We start from the raw sequence: 17,346 nt of genomic DNA on the forward strand, positions 1-17,346 counted from the left end.
AGTTGTCTCGATGCCCGCTTGTGCTAGCAACATCCCGATCGAGATCTCCTTCAGGGAGGCCGGGGGGCACGCGATGACCACCTTCAACCGCATCTTCACCACAGAGCGCCTGCTGCAGATCATCGTCATTCTGGCGGCGACGATCGCGATGAAGCTGATGGCATAGCCATCGGCGGGCTATGGCCCGCCAAGCTCGGGCACGACCGGCAGATAGTTCGCCCCCTCGGAACCAAGAAAATCGAACATCGCCTGCGCCGGCGGCAGCAGCACCTTGTCGCTGCGGCGGATCACGTACCACTGGCGGACGATCGGCAGGCCGGCGACATCGAGCACGATGAGCCGGCCCTCGGCGAGCTCATGCGCCACCGTGTGGGCCGAGATGAAGGCGATGCCGAGCCCCGCGATCACCGCCTGCTTGATGGTCTCGTTGCTGCTCATCTCCATGCCGATGATCGGCTCGAGATCCGACCTCTGGAACATGCCCTCCATCAGCGTCCGCGTGCCCGAGCCGGGCTCGCGGGTGAGGAAGGTCTCGTGCACGAGGTCGGTCAGGCTGAGGCCGGAATCCTTCTCCAGCCAGTGCCCCTTGCGCGCGACGATGACGTGCGGATTGCGTCCGAGCTGACGCACGTCGACGCTGACGTCGGCCGGTGGCCGACCCATCACCGCGAAATCGAGGTCGTAGCCGTGCATGGCCTCGCGGATCTCCTCGCGATTGCCGATGGTGAGCTTGATCTCGATCTTGGGATGCCGCTTCGAGAACGCCGCGATGGCATGCGGCACGAAATATTTCGCGGTCGAGACCGCGCCGAGCTGCACCGTGCCGCCGGTCCGCCCCGCCAGCAGGTCGAGCGCGCCCTGGCAATCCATGATCGCGGCTTCGACCCGCTCGGCCAGCGCCAGCACCTCCTTGCCCGCCTCGGTCAGCAGCATGCCGTCGCCGGTCCGCTGCACTAGCGGCAGGCCGGCGAGGTCCTGAAGCTGCCGCAGCTGCTGGGTCACGGCCGGCTGCGTCAGCCCGAGATGGCCGGAGGCCGCCGTCACGCTGCCCTTGGCCGACAGCGCCGCAAGCGAGCGAAGCTGCCGGATCGTCAGATGCCGGAGCTGGGCTGCCGCATGGCTGGAGCCATTATAAGAAAATTCTTTGGCGCTCATTATGAATAGAAATTTTCCTTATTAAGCCGCCCCTGTCAATCTCCTGATGCCGGGACTGACCGCACCGACCTCCAGCGTGGAGGGCAATGGATGCGGCGCCGGCCCAGGGGATGGACGCAGATGACCGGGCAACTCAGGCTGGACGACCACCTTCAACGGTATTCAGAGACCGCACCGCGCGCGCTGGCCGTGGCGGCCGCGGTCGATGCCATCGCGGCGGCGGCGATCGAGATCGCCGACCTCATCGCCACTGGCGATCTCGCGGACGCATCGGGCCTGACAACGGGCCGCAACAGCGACGGCGACGTCCAGCGTGATCTCGACGTGCAGGCCGATGCGATCCTGCGCCGCTGCCTCGGCAGGCTGCCGGTCGCGGCGCTGGCGTCGGAGGAGATGCGCGAGCCGCAGATCGGCGACCGCGACGGCCGCATCTGCGTCGCGATTGATCCGCTCGACGGCTCCTCCAACATCGACATCAACATGACGGTCGGCACGATCTTCTCGATCCTGCCCGCGCCCGATGATCTCACGCTCGCCTTCCATCAGCGCGGCTCGGCGCAGCTCGCGGCCGGCTTCGTCACCTACGGGCCGCAGACCTCCCTGGTGCTGACGCTCGGCGATGGCGTCGACATCTTCACGCTCGACCGCAAGGTGAGCTGCTTCCGCCTCGCGCGCAGCGCCGTGCAGATCTCCGAGGCGTGCGAGGAGTTCGCGATCAACATGTCGAATCGCCGGCATTGGGATTCGCCGGTGCGCGCCTTCATCGACGAATGCCTTGCCGGCGTCGACGGGCCCGCGAACCACGATTTCAACATGCGCTGGATCGGCTCGCTGGTCGCGGAAGCCTACCGCATCCTCACCCGCGGCGGCGTGTTCCTCTATCCCTCCGATGCGCGGCCCGGCTATGGCGACGGCCGCCTCCGCCTCACCTACGAGGCACACCCGATGGCGATGATCATCGAGCAGGCCGGCGGCTCGGCCTCGACCGGGCGCGAGCGCATCCTCGACCTCTCCGCGCAGAGCCTGCACCAGCGCGTGCCGCTGATCATGGGCTCGAGCAACGAGGTGCGGCGCGTCGAGGAGCTGCACTGCGATCCGCTGCTGGTTGCCAGCGTCTCGGCGCCGCTGTTCGCGCGGCGCGGATTCTTCCGACTCTGAGCGAGGTGAACGCATGTCCAGGAAGCACCCGATCATCTCGATCACCGGCTCCTCCGGTGCCGGCACCACCTCGGTCAAGAAGACGTTCGAGCAGATCTTTTTCCGCGAGAAGGTCAACGCCGCCTACATCGAAGGCGACGCCTTCCACCGCTATGACCGCGCCGAGATGCGCACGCAGATGGCGAAGGAGGCCGAGCGCGGCAACAAGCACTTCAGCCATTTCAGCCCCGAGACCAATCTGTTCGAGGAGCTGGAGCGCGCCTTCCGCGACTATGGCGAGACCGGCACGGCGACGACGCGGCACTACGTCCACGACGCCGAGGAATCGGCGCTGCATGGCGCGGCGCCCGGCACCTTCACCGACTGGAAGCAACTGCCGGAGAACTCCGACCTGCTGTTTTATGAGGGCCTGCACGGTGCCGTCGTCACCGACAAAGTCAACGTCGCGCGCTATGCCGATCTCAAGATCGGCGTCGTGCCCGTCATCAATCTCGAATGGATCCAGAAGCTGCACCGCGACCGCAGCGCGCGGGGCTATTCGACCGAGGCCGTCACTGACACCATCCTGCGGCGGATGCCCGATTACATCCACTACATCTGCCCGCAATTCACCGAGACCGACATCAACTTCCAGCGCGTTCCGACGGTCGATACTTCGAATCCGTTCATCGCGCGCTGGATCCCGACGCCGGATGAATCGATGGTCGTGATCCGCTTCAAGAACCCGCGCGGCATCGACTTCCCCTATCTGCTGTCGATGCTGCCACAGAGCTGGATGTCGCGCGCGAACTCGATCGTGTGCCCCGGCGCGAAGCTCGATCTCGCGATGCAGCTCATCCTGACGCCGCTGATCATGCAGCTGATCGAGCGCAAGCGCAGCCTGAAGTGAACGAGGAGAGAATCCGATGAACATCTCCGTCCACGCCGAAGCCGACCTCACGGCGGTCACGCACAACGATCTCGCCAATGCCGTCCGCTTCCTCGCGATCGACGCCATCGAGACCTCGCAGTCGGGCCATCCCGGCCTGCCCATGGGCATGGCCGATGTCGCAACCGTGCTGTTCTCGCGCTTCCTCAAGTTCGACTCGGCGCATCCGAACTGGCCGGACCGCGACCGTTTTGTCCTCTCGGCCGGCCACGGCTCGATGCTGCTTTATGCACTGCTGCACCTGACCGGTGGTGATGTCAGCATCGACGACATCAAGGCGTTCCGCCAATGGGGCTCGAAGACGCCGGGCCATCCCGAATACGGCCACACGCCGGGCGTCGAGACCACGACGGGACCGCTGGGGCAGGGGATCGCGACCGCGGTCGGCATGGCGCTCGCCGAACGCATGGCCAATGCGCGGCATGGCGACGGGCTCGTCGATCACTACACCTATGTCATCGCGGGCGATGGCTGCCTGATGGAGGGCATCAGCCAGGAGGCGATCTCGCTTGCAGGCCATCTCGGACTCGGCCGGCTGATCGTGCTGTTCGATGACAACGGCATCTCCATCGACGGTCCAACCTCCCTTGCAACGTCGGACGATCAGCTCGCGCGTTTCGCTGCCTCCGGCTGGTCGGTGCGCCGCGTCGACGGGCATGATCCCGAGGCCGTTGCGCAGGCGATTGCGGAGGAGCGGGAGACCGCAAAGCCGTCGTTGATCGCCTGCCGCACCATCATCGGCTATGGCGCGCCTGATCGGCAGGGCACCGAGAAGGCGCACGGCGCGCCGCTCGGCACCGAGCAGACGACCGCGGCGCGCCGCACGCTTGGCTGGGACTATCAGCCCTTCGTGGTGCCTGTCACGATCCAGAAGGCCTGGCGGATGATCGGGCAGCGCGGGCAGGTCGATCGGCTCGCCTGGCTCGATCGCTACGAAGACGCGACGCCAGAGCAGCGTGACCTGTTCGTCGAGGGCAAGGCCGTGGCGCTGCCGGCCGCCTATGCACTGGCCGCGGCGAAATTGCGCGAGCGCTTCGCCAGCGAGCGGCCGAAGCTCGCGACGCGGCAGGCCTCGCAACAAGTGCTCGATGGCATCGCCGGAACGATTCCCGGTCTGGTCGGCGGCTCCGCGGACCTGACCCATTCGAACCTGACGCATGCCAAGGCGCAGGCCCCGGTCAAGAGTGGTGCGTTTGCCGGCGACTACATCCATTACGGTATTCGCGAGCACGGCATGGCTGCGGCGATGAACGGCCTCGCGCTGCATGGCGGCTTCATCCCCTATGGCGGCACGTTCCTCGCGTTCTCCGATTACAGCCGGCCCGCGATCCGCCTTGCGGCCCTGATGCGGCTGCGCGTCATCCATGTGATGACCCACGACTCCATCGGCCTCGGCGAGGATGGCCCGACGCATCAGCCGGTCGAGCATCTCGCGGCGCTGCGGGTCATTCCCAACCTGCTGGTGTTTCGCCCGGCCGATGCAGTCGAAACGCTGGAGGCCTGGGACTGCGCGCTCGAAGCGGAAGATCGCCCCTCGGTGCTGTGCCTGTCGCGGCAGGCGCTGCCGACCTTCCGCAGCGATGTTCGCGGCAGGAATCGCGTCGCACGTGGCGCCTATCTCATCGTTTCGCCTGACGGCGGCCGCGACGTGACGCTGATAGCGACTGGCTCGGAAGTGTCGATCGCCCTGGAAGCTGCGCGTCTGCTTGCGACCGAACACGTCCGTGCAGCTGTCGTGTCCGCGCCCTGCTTCGCACTGTTCGAGGAGCAGCCGGAGGATTATCGCGCAGCCGTGCTCGGCACTGCGCCGCGCGTCGGCATCGAGGCAGCCGTGGCCGGCGATTGGCATCGCTGGATCGGCGCCGACGGTGAATTTGTCGGCATGCGCGGTTTCGGCGCCTCGGCGCCGGCGCCGGTGCTGTACCGCGAATTCGGCATCACACCGCAAAGCATTGCGGAAGCGGCCCGCCGGGCGATCGCCCGCAAGAGCCAATAAGGAGGACGACCCTTGGCCCGTATCACCCTTCGCCAACTGCTCGATCACGCCGCAAGCCACGGTTACGCCGTGCCGGCGTTCAACATCAACAACATGGAGCAGGGCATCGCGATCATGCAGGCGGCGGCCGAGGTCGACGCGCCCGTCATCATCCAGGCCTCGCGCGGCGCGCGCAGCTATGCCGGCGATCTCATGCTCTCGCACATGATCGACGCGCTGGAGCGGACCTATCCGGACATTCCACTCTGCATGCACCAGGACCACGGCAATGACGAAGCGACCTGCGCCTCGGCCATCGCCCACGGTTTCACGTCGGTCATGATGGACGGCTCGCTCAAGGCCGACGCCAAGACCGCGGCTGACTATGACTACAACGTCGCGATCACGCGCCGCGTCGTCGATCTCGCCCATTGGGTCGGGGCCTCCGTCGAAGGCGAGCTCGGCGTGCTCGGCTCGCTGGAGCATGGCGGCGGCGAACAGGAGGATGGTCATGGCGTCGAGGGCAAGGTCAGCCACGACCAGCTGTTGACCGATCCCGATCAGGCCGTCGATTTCGTCCGTGCAACGAAAGTCGATGCGCTGGCGATCGCGATGGGCACCTCGCACGGCGCCTACAAGTTCAGCCGCAAGCCTGACGGCGACATCCTGGCGATGCGGGTGGTCGAGGAGATCCATCGCCGGCTGCCGAATACGCATCTGGTCATGCACGGCTCCTCCTCGGTGCCGCAGCCGCTCCAGGACATGTTCAACCAGTTCGGTGGCGAGATGCCGCAGACCTGGGGCGTACCGGTGGAAGAAATCGTCCGCGGCATTAAGAGTGGCGTGCGCAAGGTCAATATCGACACCGACTGCCGGCTCGCGATGACCGCGGTGTTCCGGAAAGTCGCGGCGCAAGCGCGTTCGGAGTTCGATCCGCGCAAATTCCTCAAGCCCGCGATGGACGCGATGCGCGAACTCTGCCGGGAGCGCTTCGAGCAGTTCGGCACCGCAGGCCACGCCAGCAAGATCAAGGTGGTCCCGATGAGCGAGATGGCGCGCCGCTATCGCGCCGGCGAGCTCGATCCACGCGTCGACGCCCGCGAGTCCGTGGCGGCCTAGTCAATCAGAGCAGAGAAAAGAACAGGAGAGAGACATGAACGCACATACCGGCACAGTCCGCGGCAAGGAGCGCTATCGCTCCGGCGTGATGGAATACAAGCGCATGGGCTATTGGGAGCCCGACTACACGCCAAAGGACACCGACGTCATCGCCCTGTTCCGCGTTACGCCGCAGGAGGGCGTCGATCCGATCGAGGCGTCAGCAGCCGTCGCGGGCGAATCCTCGACCGCGACATGGACGGTGGTCTGGACCGACCGCCTGACAGCCGCGGAAAAGTATCGCGCAAAATGCTACCGGGTCGATCCGGTGCCGGGCACGCCAGGCTCGTACTTCGCCTACATCGCCTATGATCTCGACCTGTTCGAGCCAGGTTCGATCGCCAACCTTTCGGCCTCGATCATCGGCAACGTGTTCGGCTTCAAGCCGCTGAAGGCGCTGCGCCTCGAGGACATGCGCTTTCCCGTCGCCTATGTGAAGACGTTCCAGGGACCGGCGACCGGCATCGTGGTCGAGCGCGAGCGGCTCGACAAGTTCGGCCGGCCACTGCTGGGCGCAACGGTGAAACCGAAGCTCGGGCTCTCGGGCCGCAACTACGGCCGCGTGGTTTACGAGGCGCTGAAGGGCGGACTCGACTTCACCAAGGACGACGAGAACATCAACTCGCAGCCCTTCATGCATTGGCGCGATCGCTTCCTCTATTGCATGGAGGCGGTGAACCGCGCGCAGGCGGCCTCCGGCGAGGTGAAAGGCACCTACCTAAATATCACCGCGGGGACGATGGAGGACATGTACGAGCGCGCGGAGTTCGCCAAGGAGCTCGGATCCTGCATCGTCATGATCGACCTCGTGATCGGCTACACCGCGATTCAGTCCATGGCCAAATGGGCGCGGCGCAACGACATGATCCTGCATTTGCATCGCGCCGGTCACTCGACGTACACGCGGCAGAAGAGCCATGGCGTGTCGTTCCGCGTCATCGCCAAATGGATGCGCCTTGCGGGCGTCGACCACATCCATGCCGGCACGGTGGTCGGCAAGCTCGAAGGCGATCCCAACACCACGCGCGGCTATTACGATGTCTGCCGCGAGGAGTTCAATCCGACCAGGCTCGAGCACGGCATCTTCTTCGACCAGTCCTGGGCGAGCCTGAACAAGATGATGCCGGTCGCCTCCGGCGGCATCCATGCCGGCCAGATGCATCAGTTGCTCGATCTGTTAGGAGAGGACGTCGTGCTGCAGTTCGGCGGCGGCACCATCGGCCATCCCATGGGGATCGCGGCCGGTGCGATCGCCAATCGTGTGGCGCTGGAAGCGATGATCCTCGCCCGCAATGAGGGCCGCGACTACGTCCACGAAGGTCCGGAGATCCTGGCGAAGGCAGCGCAAACCTGCACGCCGCTGAAGTCCGCGCTCGATGTCTGGAAGGACGTCACCTTCAACTATCAATCCACCGACACGCCGGACTTCGTGCCGACGGCGCTGGAAACCGTCTGAGGAGTTTTGACAATGAAATTGACACAGGGCTGCTTCTCGTTCCTGCCCGATCTGACCGACGACCAGATCACCAAGCAGGTGCAGTATTGCCTCAGCAACGGCTGGGCGGTGAACATCGAGTTCACCGACGACCCGCATCCCCGCAACACCTATTGGGAGATGTGGGGCCTGCCGATGTTCGATCTCCAGGACGCCGCCGGCGTGATGATGGAGCTCGCCGAATGCCGCCGGGTGTATGGCGACCGCTACATCCGCATCAGTGGCTTCGATTCCAGTCATGGCTGGGAATCGGTGCGCATCTCCTTCCTCGTCAACCGTCCGCCGCAGGAAGCGGAATTCGAATTGGTCCGGCAGGAAGTTGGCGGTCGCGCGATCCGCTACACCACGATGCGGAAGCCCGCCGCCCACGCCACTCAGTAACCGTTCTCCCTCCGCGCGGAGCACTCCCTGCTCCGTTTCCTTGGCGGACCACTGCTTCGCCGCTCCCCCGCGGCGAAGCTCTTTTCTTCGAGGGTAGCTATGCTGGATGTCCCCCATGCCACGACGACCGATCCAAGCGAGACCCAATTCGATCTCCGCAAGGAGGCCGAAGCGGCCGGGATCACCGATACGCTGCAACAACTCGATCAGGAGCTGATCGGGCTCAAGCCGGTTAAGAATCGCGTGCGCCAGATCGCCTCGCTGCTGCTGATCGAGCGCATCCGGCAGCGCGCAGGCCTTGCCGCCGCGCCGCCGACGCTGCACATGTCGTTCACGGGCAATCCCGGCACCGGCAAGACAACCGTGGCGCTGCGCATGGCCAAGATCCTGCACGGCCTCGGCTTCGTGCGGCGGGGGCAGGTGATCTCGGTGACGCGCGATGACCTCGTCGGCCAGTATATCGGCCACACCGCGCCGAAGACGAAGGAGATCCTGAAGAAGGCGATGGGCGGCGTGCTGTTCATCGACGAGGCCTATTATCTGCATCGTCCCGACAACGAGCGCGACTACGGTCAGGAATCGATCGAGATCCTGCTCCAGGTGATGGAAAACCAGCGCGAGGACTTGGTCGTGATCCTCGCCGGTTACGGCGAGCGGATGACGAGTTTCTTCGCCTCCAATCCCGGCTTCCGCTCGCGCATCGCGCACCACATCGACTTCCCCGACTATGCAGAGGCCGAGCTGCTCGTCATTGCCGAGCTGATGCTGAAGGAGCGGGGCTATCGCTTCTCGGCAGCGGCACGCGAGGCGTTCGAGAAATACATCGCCCTGCGCCGGACCCAGCCGTTCTTCTCCAACGCCCGCTCGATCCGCAATGCGGTCGATCGCATCCGCCTGCGGCAGGCCGACCGCCTGGTGTCCGACCTCAACCGCATGCTCGATGTCGCCGACCTCGAGACCATCGATCCGGCGGATGTCCTTGCAAGCCGCGTCTTCAGCGGTGGTCCGGTCGCGGAAAGGAGCGTGAAGGCATGACCAGCGAGATCCTTATTGCGCCCTCGATCCTGGCTGCGGATTTCGCGCGTCTCGGCGAAGAGATCGCGGCCATCGATGCGGCCGGCGCCGACTGGATCCATTGCGATGTCATGGACGGACATTTCGTCCCGAACATCAGCTTCGGGGCCGACGTCATCAGGGCGATCCGGCCGGTGACCAAGAAGGTCTTCGACGTGCATCTCATGATCGCACCGGTCGATCCCTATCTCGAGGCGTTCGCGAAGGCCGGCGCTGACGTCATCACTGTTCACGCCGAAGCGGGGCCGCATCTCGACCGCTCGCTCCAGGCGATCCGCGCGCTCGGCAAGAAGGCCGGCGTCAGCCTATGTCCCTCGACACCGGAGAGCACGATCGAATATGTGCTCGATCGTCTCGACCTTGTGCTGGTGATGACGGTCAATCCGGGCTTCGGCGGCCAGGCCTTCCTCGAATCCCAGCTGGAAAAGATCCGGCGCATTCGAAGCATGATCGGCGACCGGCCGATCCGGCTCGAGGTCGATGGCGGCATCACGCGGGACAATGCTGCCGCGGTTGCCGCCGCCGGTGTCGATACGCTGGTGGCGGGCTCCGCCGTGTTCCGCGGCAAGGGCGGCGCCGATTATGCCGCCAACATCGCCGCCATTCGCGCAGCTGCTGAGGCGGGATGGGGTCCGAAGCTGCAACATAGTTCCGCGCAGTCGAAGCGCGTGAGTGAAGGAGGTCGTGTCCGGTAGACTATGGGAGGCGCAAGCATCGAAAGCTTCGCCAATCCGGTTGTCTCAAGGCGCCGCCTCTACGCCTAGCGCATTGGGGCGAGAGATCCGCGCGGACGTTTGGAACTAAAAATCTTACCGGAGCTTCTCGAAAATTAATCTAGGTTAAGCGCGTTCTGCACGCAGCAAATGTTTTGCATAAACGCCATCGGCCTGACGCAAATCAGGCCCAATAAGCCCAGTGAATGCGAGGGAGGGTCTCATGGAGAACGTACGTCGCTACCGGGCGTTGGCGTCCCTCTGTCGTCAGCAGGCCGCCTACAGGCCGCTTCAAAACTGGGAACTCCTCGGCCAGGCCGAACATTTCGAATATCTCGCCGAGGTCGCGCTGAAGGCGCATTTCGACGCGTGCAATGCGCAACGCGACGAGGATGCAGAGGCCCCCGTCGCGGCGTGAGAGCGTCGGGCCGGCTTCGCTAATGCGACATCAACGCCGGCACCGTCATGGCCTCCAGCATGGCGCGGGTAACGCCGCCGAGAAAGCGCTCCTGCCACCGCGAATGGCCGTAGCCGCCCATCACCAGCAGATCGAGGTTCTCGTCGGCCGCCAGCGACAGGATGGTCGGCTGAATCTGGGAGCGGGCGGCTGAGAGGCCGACCGTGCGGGTCGACAGGCCCCGCCGGCCGAGATGCCTCGCCAGTTTGCTGGCCGACACCTCGCCCGGCACCGCGTCGGCTTCGTTGATCGTGATGAGCACGATCCCTTCGGCGCGCGCCAGGAATGGTGCTGCGTCGCGCATCGCGCGGGCGGCGACGCGGCTGCCGTCCCAGCAAATGCCGATCCGCCGCGCCTTGAAGGCGCCACGGAAGGTGTAGGGCAGGAACAGCACCGGGCCGCCGGCCTGGAACAGGATTTCGCCGGGCACGTCGTTGTCGAACGAGCCCTGCGCCGGATCGGGCTGGAGCACGATGCTGAGGTCGTGCAGCCGCGCCATTTCGCCGAGCGAGTTGGCTGCATCCGCGGGGATCGCGCCGAGCGGGTGGCAGGTGCAGGAAATGCCGGCGTTGGCCGCTTCGCTTTTGAACACCGCGAGCGCGGCCTCGGCCCGCTCCAGGGCGCGCTCGCGCTCCAGCTCGAACACGGCCGCCACGGCGGCACCGCCGTCCAGGACGTAGGCTGCGCTGCTCGCGACATAGCCGACCGCGACCGCGTCGAGATGGGCGTTAAGATGCGCCGCGAGCGAGATCGAGCCGTCGATCACGGCGCGCATCGGCCGCTCGGTCGGGATATGGACGAGAATGTCTTTGTACATGGCGCGCCTCCGATCGACATCGTTCGACAGCGCAGTCTTCCACTGCGCGGTGGGGCGGCCTTGAGCTGCATCAAACGTGCCGCCGCGATTTTGGTCGGCCGGCCGTAACACCTTTGCCAAGATTTAATCACGTGGACGGAACGCCGTAAGGTGGCAACGACCATGTTGGGGGCAAGGCGACATCTGACCCAACATGGACATTTCGACATGAACGATCGCGTCAATTCCGACACCACCACGACCGGGAAGATCCTGAGGCCGCGCCGGCTTGCGCTGCTCGGCACCGTGGCCGCGCTTGGCGTGGCCGTGCTGGCCGGCTCTCCCGGTTTCACGCAGTTCGGCGTGACCTCTCTGGTCTCGCCCGCGCACGCCGCGGAAAGCGCTACGACCCCGCCGGGCTTCGCCGACCTCGTCGCCAAGGTCAAGCCCGCCGTGATCTCGGTGCGGGTCAAGATCGACCGCGACAACGACAAGAACGCGATGCTGCAACAGAACCGGATGGATTCCGACGAGGACTCGCCGTTCGACCAGTTCTCGCGGCAGTTCGGCTTCCGCGGCCCGGGCGGCATGAACGGCATGCCGCGCCAGCGTCACCAGATGGTCACCGGCGAAGGCTCCGGCTTCTTCATCTCCGCCGACGGTTACGCCGTGACCAACAATCACGTCGTCGATCACGCCGAGTCCGTGCAGGTCACCATGGACGACGGCACGACCTACACTGCGAAGGTGGTCGGCACCGATCCGAAGACCGATCTCGCGCTGATCAAGGTTGACGGCAAGAAGGACTTCCCCTCCGTCAAATTCGCCGAGCAGAAGCCGCGGATCGGCGACTGGGTGGTCGCGGTCGGCAATCCCTTCGGCCTCGGCGGCACCGTGACCGCCGGCATCGTCTCGGCCAGTGGCCGCGACATCGGCAACGGGCCCTATGACGATTTCATCCAGATCGACGCGCCGATCAACAAGGGCAATTCCGGCGGCCCGGCTTTCGACATGAACGGCAACGTGATCGGCGTGAACACCGCGATCTTCTCGCCGTCGGGCGGCTCGGTCGGTATCGGCTTCGACATCCCGGCGACGACTGCAAAGCTCGTCGTCGCGCAGTTGAAGGACAAGGGTGCTGTGACGCGCGGCTGGCTCGGCGTGCAGGTGCAGCCGGTGACCGCCGACATCGCCGACAGTCTCGGCCTGAAGGAGGCACGCGGTGCGATCGTCGACAATCCGCAGGACGGCAGCCCGGCAGCCAAGGCCGGGATCGAGGCGGGCGACGTCATCACCGGCGTCAACGGCACCGCGATCAAGGACTCCCGCGATCTCGCCCGCACCATCGCGACGCTGGCACCGGGCACGTCCGTGAAGCTCGATGTCTTCCACAAGGGCGGAAGCAAGACGGTGACGCTCACACTCGGCGAGTTGCCGAAGGAGCGGCAGGCGAACGGTAAATCCGATGAGGGCAAGGTGCAGCCGGACAAGGGCACGCCGCGCCTCGGGCTTAGCCTCGCGCCGGCAGGCGAGGTGCAGGGCGCCGGCCAGAAGGGCGTCGTCGTCACCGAGGTCGATCCGCAAGGGCCGGCAGCGCAGCGCGGCATCCAGACCGGCGACGTCATCCTCAATGTCGGCGGCAAGCCCGTCGCCAATGTCGGTGACGTCCGCGCTGAATTGGCGCAGGCAAAATCGTCCGGCAAGAACAGCGTGCTGCTTCAGGTGAAGGGCGCGGAGGCGACCCGGTTCGTCGCCGTGCCGCTCGCGTAAGCCTCTCGTTTTGAACGGCAATTCAAAAGGCGGCCCGCGGGCCGCCTTTTTTCGTGCTGGCGTGAAAGATACCCACAGGTCGACGATAACATTCTCGTTAACGGCAGTATTGGTGACGGATTCGTCCGAAAAAGCCGCGTTCGCTCGTCAGACTTTGGAGTCCATATTACCTGCAGGGGGTGGAGTTCCGAACGTCCGGCTGTTTTGTGGAACCGGCCGGTGTTCGCATTTGATCGGTGCCGACATGGATCGATTGAAGCTCTCGCTGAGACGTGCGCTGCTCGTGGCGCCGCTCGTGCTGTCGGCCGGAAGCGCCCTCGGGCGCGATGACGGCCGCTACGCGGATTCACCGCTCAAGCCCTGGTTCGACAGTCTGCGCAGCCATCTCGGCCCGTGCTGCTCGGATGCCGATGGATTTGCCGTCTCGGATCCCGATTGGGAATCGCACGACGGGCATTATCGCGTGCGTCTCGACGGTCAATGGGTGGATGTGCCGGATGAAGCCGTCATCACCGAACCGAACCGGGCGGGGCGCACCATGGTCTGGCCGGTGAAGACGGCGTTCGGGATTTCGATTCGGTGCTTCATGCCGGGCAGCATGATCTGACGGGCGTCAGCGTCACCGCTTGCTGGATTTGCGCTTCGATTTCTTTGCCGCTTTCTTGGCCGTCTTCTTCTTGGACGTCTTTCGCTTGGACGCTTTCTTCGGGACTTTCTTGCCCTTCTTGCGGGCCTTCGAGAGTCCAATCGCGATCGCCTGCTTGCGACTCTTCACGCGTCCGCCGCGACCACCGCGTCCGCTCTTCGCGGTGCCCTTCTTGTAGCGGCGCATTTCGCTTTCGACATCGCTGCCGGAGCTGCGTGAGTAACGTCGTTTCTTTGCCTTGCGTGCCATGCGTTTTCTCCCTTGGCCGGGGAAAACCGCTCGACACAGGCATGGTTCCGAAAGCGCGTCGGCAACGCTCCGGATGATGAATGACGCAGGCTAGAATGAGTTTGCGAGCTCGATCTCCGCTTCGAGCACCTGGATGCGCCGCGCGGCTTCGGCGAAGGACAGATCTCGCGCATATTGCGCAGGCTGATACGCCTCTTCGCTCAGCCGCTTCAGCTTCAATCCCTGCGCCCGGGACATTTGCTCCATGAGAAACGCCTTGGCGTCGTATTTACCCTGAACCTGCATGTCCGCTCTCCATTCTGAAATCGCGACTTGACTATATGTTCTTATTTTGTTCTAACAAGCCATGGACAACAGAATTAATGAAATTCGACGTAAAATCAGCGCCTTGAGGTTGGAGATGGCCAACGTTGAGGCATCCGTGCGCGACCTGGTCGATCGGGGGCGCGACTGCACGGAAAAGGCCCTGGCGCAGATGGACCTGCGCCGGAAAATCAACCTGTTGATCGGCGAATGGAGAGCTGCTGGCGGTGGCGATGTCCTGCCGGATGTCCGCAATCGTGTACGGCTTCGTCCGCTGAAGAAAGCCGCAGATCCCGCGCGGACGATCGCGCACCGCTGAGAGCTTTGGGAGCGCGTCATGGAGGAAGACCCGGACACGTACCGGATCCTGAGACTGCGCGCCGAGATTCTCGAACTGGGCTCCGCGATCCGGCAATTGCAGCGCGATGGTCTCGACGACGCCGCGGCCCAGCTCCTGATTGCGCGCAAGCGGGCGCAGCTCGACCATCTCGTGAAGACGCAGGCGGCGAGCTGAACATCGTTGACATCGGACGCAGCTAACGCGTCTGCCAGCGTGTGGCTTGAGAGAGATCGTATCGAACAACCAAAGCGAGAAGGCCCCGCGAACGCGAGGCCTTCGATGCACGACTGCGCCTTACTTGGCGGTGCCTGTGCCCTTGGTCATCGTGCCGCCCTGATCGGAGCCGGGGCCAGAGCCGCCCTGGCCGGAGGCATCGGGACTCTTGGTCTTCGTGTTGGCGCCAGTCGTCTGAGAGGTCGACGATTCATGTTTCGCCTTATGCGACTTGGCCTGCGCGGCAAACGGTGCAGCGGCGAGGCCGCTTGCCAACATCACGGCGAGAGCGAGCTTGGTCGTCTTCATGTGCGGGAACTCCCTGAGTTAAATTGACGCAGGCAGCCAACTGCCGTTGGTCACAGGAGTTCCCGACAAAGTAGACCCGCGTTTTCACGCGCGCTTCAAAATTCCTTGTCCTCGTCGATGATGAACACGACGCCCGTGAGCGTCGCACCGATTGCGAACGTCGTCACCAATGTGAGGGCGAAGACCAGGATCGCTTGGCTTCCGCCGTGATTGAGCAGATTGGCGACCGCCGGATTGGACAGAGTGAGCGCGAGACCGAATGCGAGCCCGAGAGCTGCGCCCATCATCGCATGCGTCACGAGCTTGATGACGCCAGTGGGAGAGAGCAGGCTCGGTGGCTTCTTGGGTGTCTTGTTCGCACGCATGGAACCAACCCTCGATTGCACATGCAACGCGCGCGATGATCGCCGGTTCCACTCGCATGAAGGAATTGTCATCCGCCGCTTCATCCGGCGTTCATGCCGGGCTTGCGAGGATGAAGTCCATCAACATGGGACACTCGATATGGGTAAGGTCGTCTATCTCTATCGCTCGCTGGCCTATCGGAATGCGGCCGCCGACATGTTGCGCAAGGCGCGCATGTTGCCGCGCGGTGCGGAACGAAGCGCAGCCCGCCGCTATGCGACGGCGCTGCGCGATCTCGCGCAAACGGAAGCCTGGCTCGAAGGACGCGTCGCCGACGAGCCTCGCTCGATCCTGCGTACGAAAATCGCCGCGTCCGGTTAGCCCGACGCGCGCTGCAGCTCGGGGGAGGTGTCGGCGTCGAACTTGCCTTGCGTTACCGAGGCAGGGGTCTTGCGGGTCAGCGGCACGTCCAGGCGGCACAACAGGCCCTCGGCCCGCCAATCGAATTGTGCCCGTCCACCGAGCTGGGACTCGACGCTCGCAAGCAGGCTTCGCGTACCGAAACCGCGAGATTTCGGTGTCCTCACCAGCGGGCCGCCGGATTCCTCCCAGGTCAGCGTGAGGTGGTCTTCCTCGACCTGCCAGCCGATCAAGAGCCGGCCCGATCGCGTCGAGAGCGCGCCATATTTGGCGGAGTTGGTGAAGAGCTCGTGCAGCGCCAGCGCCAGCGTCTGTGCCGTCGCAGGGACCAGCTGAACCTCGGGACCAGCCAACCGGATCTGGTCGCCGAGCGAATAGGGTGCAAGCTCCTCGTCGATCAGCTTGGAAAGCTCGGCGCCCTGCCAGCTCGACAGCGACAGGATCGTGTGCACGCGCGCCAGCGCATTGATGCGTCCCTCGACGGCGTTGACATAGGCCTTGACCTCGTCGGCACGGGTGAGGCGCACGATCGATTGCGCCAGCGCCAGCGCATTCTTGGCGCGATGATCGACTTCCCGTGCCAGCAGGTTCTGCCGCTCCTCGGCACGCTTGCGCTCGGTGATGTCAACGGTGACGCCGCTCACGCGCACCACGCGGCCGGCCTGATCCACCGTCGCGGCCGCTGTGCCGACGCACCAGCGCACTTCACCGTCGGGGCGGCTGACGCGAAATTCCCCTTCATAGGCGCGTGCGCCGCTATTGAACGCAGCAATCGCCTGGCCGAACCGGTCGACATCATCCGGGTGCAGCAGTGCCTGGATGTTCGCCGAGGTGACGTTGAAGGTCTCCGGCGTCACGCCGAAAATGCGGTACTGGCCTTCGTCCCACATCCAGTCGCCGTTGATCCAGTCCCAGTCCCAGGATCCCATCTTGCCGGCGGCGATCGCCATGCTGCGGCGCTGCTCGCTCTCGCGCAGCTTGGCGGTGGAGTTCTCCAGTTCCGCCGTGCGCGCGCGGACGCGGTCCTCGAGTTCCTGGTTCAGCCGTTCGAGCTCGCGGGTCTTGCGGTAGAGCTCGGAAAACACCTTGATCTTGGCGCGCAGCACCTCCGGCACCACGGGCACCGGCACGTAGTCGACCGCGCCCATCTCGTAGCCGCGCAACCGGTCGATGTCGCTCACTTGAATGGCCGAGATGAAGATCATCGCGGTCTTCTGGAAGCGCGGATGTTCCCGGATCATCGCCGCGAGCTCGAAGCCGTCGAGCTCGGGCATGCAGACGTCGACCAGGATCACCGCGATCTCGGTCTTGAGCAGCACCTCCAGCGCCTCGCGACCGGACGATGCGATCACGAGGTTCTCACCGAGATCCTTCAAGATCACCTCATAGGCGAGCAGCTTGGCCGGCTGGTCGTCGACGAGGAGGATATTGACCTTTTCGTGGTCCATTCGCGGATCCAGC

22 protein-coding genes are annotated in these 17,346 nt (G+C 64.7%); 15 read left to right on the plus strand and 7 right to left on the minus strand.

Annotation, left to right across the window (positions count from 1 at the left end; all coding sequences use genetic code 11):
- The first annotated feature begins 10 nt into the window (after positions 1-10).
- Complete coding sequence (locus IQ16_RS45275; protein ID WP_158646951.1) at positions 11-166, plus strand: hypothetical protein; 156 nt, start codon at positions 11-13, stop codon at positions 164-166.
- Between the two features lie 11 nt (positions 167-177).
- On the opposite strand, the gene IQ16_RS31365 is transcribed toward IQ16_RS45275, so the two are convergent.
- The gene (locus IQ16_RS31365; RefSeq protein WP_018648739.1) at positions 178-1,155 is read right to left on the minus strand and encodes a LysR family transcriptional regulator; all 978 of its coding nucleotides are present in this window, start codon (positions 1,153-1,155) and stop codon (positions 178-180) included.
- A gap of 120 nt (positions 1,156-1,275) precedes the next feature.
- Between IQ16_RS31365 and IQ16_RS31370 the strand changes: the two genes are divergently transcribed.
- The 9 genes from IQ16_RS31370 to IQ16_RS31410 all read left to right on the plus strand — a co-directional run bounded on the left by IQ16_RS31370 (position 1,276) and on the right by IQ16_RS31410 (position 10,455).
- Positions 1,276-2,313 carry a class 1 fructose-bisphosphatase gene (locus tag IQ16_RS31370; RefSeq protein WP_018648738.1) on the plus strand — a complete coding sequence of 346 codons (1,038 nt, stop codon included), beginning with the start codon at positions 1,276-1,278 and terminating at the stop codon, positions 2,311-2,313.
- 13 nt (positions 2,314-2,326) lie between these two features.
- Positions 2,327-3,202, plus strand: coding sequence for a phosphoribulokinase (locus IQ16_RS31375; protein WP_018648737.1), 876 nt, complete (start codon positions 2,327-2,329; stop codon positions 3,200-3,202).
- 16 nt (positions 3,203-3,218) lie between these two features.
- Positions 3,219-5,237 (plus strand): transketolase, encoded by a 2,019-nt coding sequence (tkt, locus tag IQ16_RS31380; protein ID WP_018648736.1) that lies wholly within the window; start codon positions 3,219-3,221, stop codon positions 5,235-5,237.
- Between the two features lie 12 nt (positions 5,238-5,249).
- Positions 5,250-6,335 carry a class II fructose-bisphosphate aldolase gene (gene fba, locus IQ16_RS31385; protein ID WP_018648735.1) on the plus strand — a complete coding sequence of 362 codons (1,086 nt, stop codon included), beginning with the start codon at positions 5,250-5,252 and terminating at the stop codon, positions 6,333-6,335.
- Between the two features lie 34 nt (positions 6,336-6,369).
- Positions 6,370-7,830 carry a form I ribulose bisphosphate carboxylase large subunit gene (locus IQ16_RS31390; protein ID WP_145831950.1) on the plus strand — a complete coding sequence of 487 codons (1,461 nt, stop codon included), beginning with the start codon at positions 6,370-6,372 and terminating at the stop codon, positions 7,828-7,830.
- A gap of 12 nt (positions 7,831-7,842) precedes the next feature.
- Positions 7,843-8,250 carry a ribulose bisphosphate carboxylase small subunit gene (locus IQ16_RS31395; RefSeq protein WP_018648733.1) on the plus strand — a complete coding sequence of 136 codons (408 nt, stop codon included), beginning with the start codon at positions 7,843-7,845 and terminating at the stop codon, positions 8,248-8,250.
- 99 nt (positions 8,251-8,349) lie between these two features.
- Positions 8,350-9,285, plus strand: a complete 936-nt coding sequence (gene cbbX, locus IQ16_RS31400; RefSeq protein ID WP_018648732.1) for a CbbX protein — start codon at positions 8,350-8,352, stop codon at positions 9,283-9,285.
- Positions 9,282-10,019 (plus strand): ribulose-phosphate 3-epimerase, encoded by a 738-nt coding sequence (gene rpe / locus IQ16_RS31405; RefSeq protein WP_018648731.1) that lies wholly within the window; start codon positions 9,282-9,284, stop codon positions 10,017-10,019. Before cbbX ends, rpe begins: the two co-directional genes overlap by 4 nt.
- Positions 10,020-10,260: 241 nt before the next feature.
- A complete protein-coding gene (locus tag IQ16_RS31410; RefSeq protein WP_018648730.1) occupies positions 10,261-10,455 on the plus strand; it encodes a hypothetical protein in 195 nt (64 codons plus the stop codon).
- Between the two features lie 19 nt (positions 10,456-10,474).
- Here the strand turns inward: IQ16_RS31410 and IQ16_RS31415 are convergent, their stop codons facing one another.
- Complete coding sequence (locus IQ16_RS31415) at positions 10,475-11,311, minus strand: universal stress protein (protein ID WP_018648729.1); 837 nt, start codon at positions 11,309-11,311, stop codon at positions 10,475-10,477.
- 207 nt (positions 11,312-11,518) lie between these two features.
- On the opposite strand from IQ16_RS31415, the gene IQ16_RS31420 reads away from it, so the two are divergent.
- Positions 11,519-13,060 (plus strand): Do family serine endopeptidase, encoded by a 1,542-nt coding sequence (locus tag IQ16_RS31420; RefSeq protein ID WP_026312965.1) that lies wholly within the window; start codon positions 11,519-11,521, stop codon positions 13,058-13,060.
- A gap of 244 nt (positions 13,061-13,304) precedes the next feature.
- Positions 13,305-13,667 carry a hypothetical protein gene (locus IQ16_RS31425; RefSeq protein ID WP_026312964.1) on the plus strand — a complete coding sequence of 121 codons (363 nt, stop codon included), beginning with the start codon at positions 13,305-13,307 and terminating at the stop codon, positions 13,665-13,667.
- A 12-nt stretch (positions 13,668-13,679) separates the two neighbouring features.
- Here the strand turns inward: IQ16_RS31425 and IQ16_RS31430 are convergent, their stop codons facing one another.
- Together IQ16_RS31430 and IQ16_RS31435 are read right to left on the minus strand one after the other, a co-directional pair.
- Complete coding sequence (locus IQ16_RS31430) at positions 13,680-13,955, minus strand: DUF6496 domain-containing protein (protein WP_018648726.1); 276 nt, start codon at positions 13,953-13,955, stop codon at positions 13,680-13,682.
- 90 nt (positions 13,956-14,045) lie between these two features.
- The gene (locus IQ16_RS31435; protein WP_018648725.1) at positions 14,046-14,240 is read right to left on the minus strand and encodes a DUF3072 domain-containing protein; all 195 of its coding nucleotides are present in this window, start codon (positions 14,238-14,240) and stop codon (positions 14,046-14,048) included.
- A gap of 115 nt (positions 14,241-14,355) precedes the next feature.
- Here IQ16_RS31435 and IQ16_RS31440 point away from each other — a divergent pair, with 115 nt between their 5' ends.
- Both IQ16_RS31440 and IQ16_RS45910 read left to right on the plus strand, forming a co-directional pair.
- Complete coding sequence (locus IQ16_RS31440) at positions 14,356-14,577, plus strand: hypothetical protein (RefSeq protein WP_018648724.1); 222 nt, start codon at positions 14,356-14,358, stop codon at positions 14,575-14,577.
- An 18-nt stretch (positions 14,578-14,595) separates the two neighbouring features.
- Positions 14,596-14,772, plus strand: coding sequence for a hypothetical protein (locus IQ16_RS45910; protein ID WP_018648723.1), 177 nt, complete (start codon positions 14,596-14,598; stop codon positions 14,770-14,772).
- 120 nt (positions 14,773-14,892) lie between these two features.
- Here IQ16_RS45910 and IQ16_RS31445 read toward each other — a convergent pair whose 3' ends face one another.
- Together IQ16_RS31445 and IQ16_RS31450 are read right to left on the minus strand one after the other, a co-directional pair.
- Positions 14,893-15,120: a hypothetical protein gene (locus tag IQ16_RS31445; RefSeq protein ID WP_018648722.1), complete on the minus strand. Its 228-nt coding sequence runs from the start codon at positions 15,118-15,120 to the stop codon at positions 14,893-14,895.
- 95 nt (positions 15,121-15,215) lie between these two features.
- Positions 15,216-15,485, minus strand: coding sequence for a hypothetical protein (locus IQ16_RS31450; protein WP_018648721.1), 270 nt, complete (start codon positions 15,483-15,485; stop codon positions 15,216-15,218).
- A 139-nt stretch (positions 15,486-15,624) separates the two neighbouring features.
- Between IQ16_RS31450 and IQ16_RS31455 the strand changes: the two genes are divergently transcribed.
- Positions 15,625-15,846, plus strand: a complete 222-nt coding sequence (locus IQ16_RS31455; RefSeq protein WP_026312963.1) for a hypothetical protein — start codon at positions 15,625-15,627, stop codon at positions 15,844-15,846.
- Here the strand turns inward: IQ16_RS31455 and IQ16_RS31460 are convergent.
- Positions 15,843-17,333, minus strand: a complete 1,491-nt coding sequence (locus IQ16_RS31460; RefSeq protein WP_018648719.1) for an HWE histidine kinase domain-containing protein — start codon at positions 17,331-17,333, stop codon at positions 15,843-15,845. The genes IQ16_RS31455 and IQ16_RS31460 overlap by 4 nt on opposite strands.
- Positions 17,334-17,346 lie beyond the last annotated feature (13 nt).

The organism is Bradyrhizobium huanghuaihaiense (assembly GCF_007830635.1).
Taxonomy (GTDB): Bacteria; Pseudomonadota; Alphaproteobacteria; order Rhizobiales; family Xanthobacteraceae; genus Bradyrhizobium; species Bradyrhizobium huanghuaihaiense.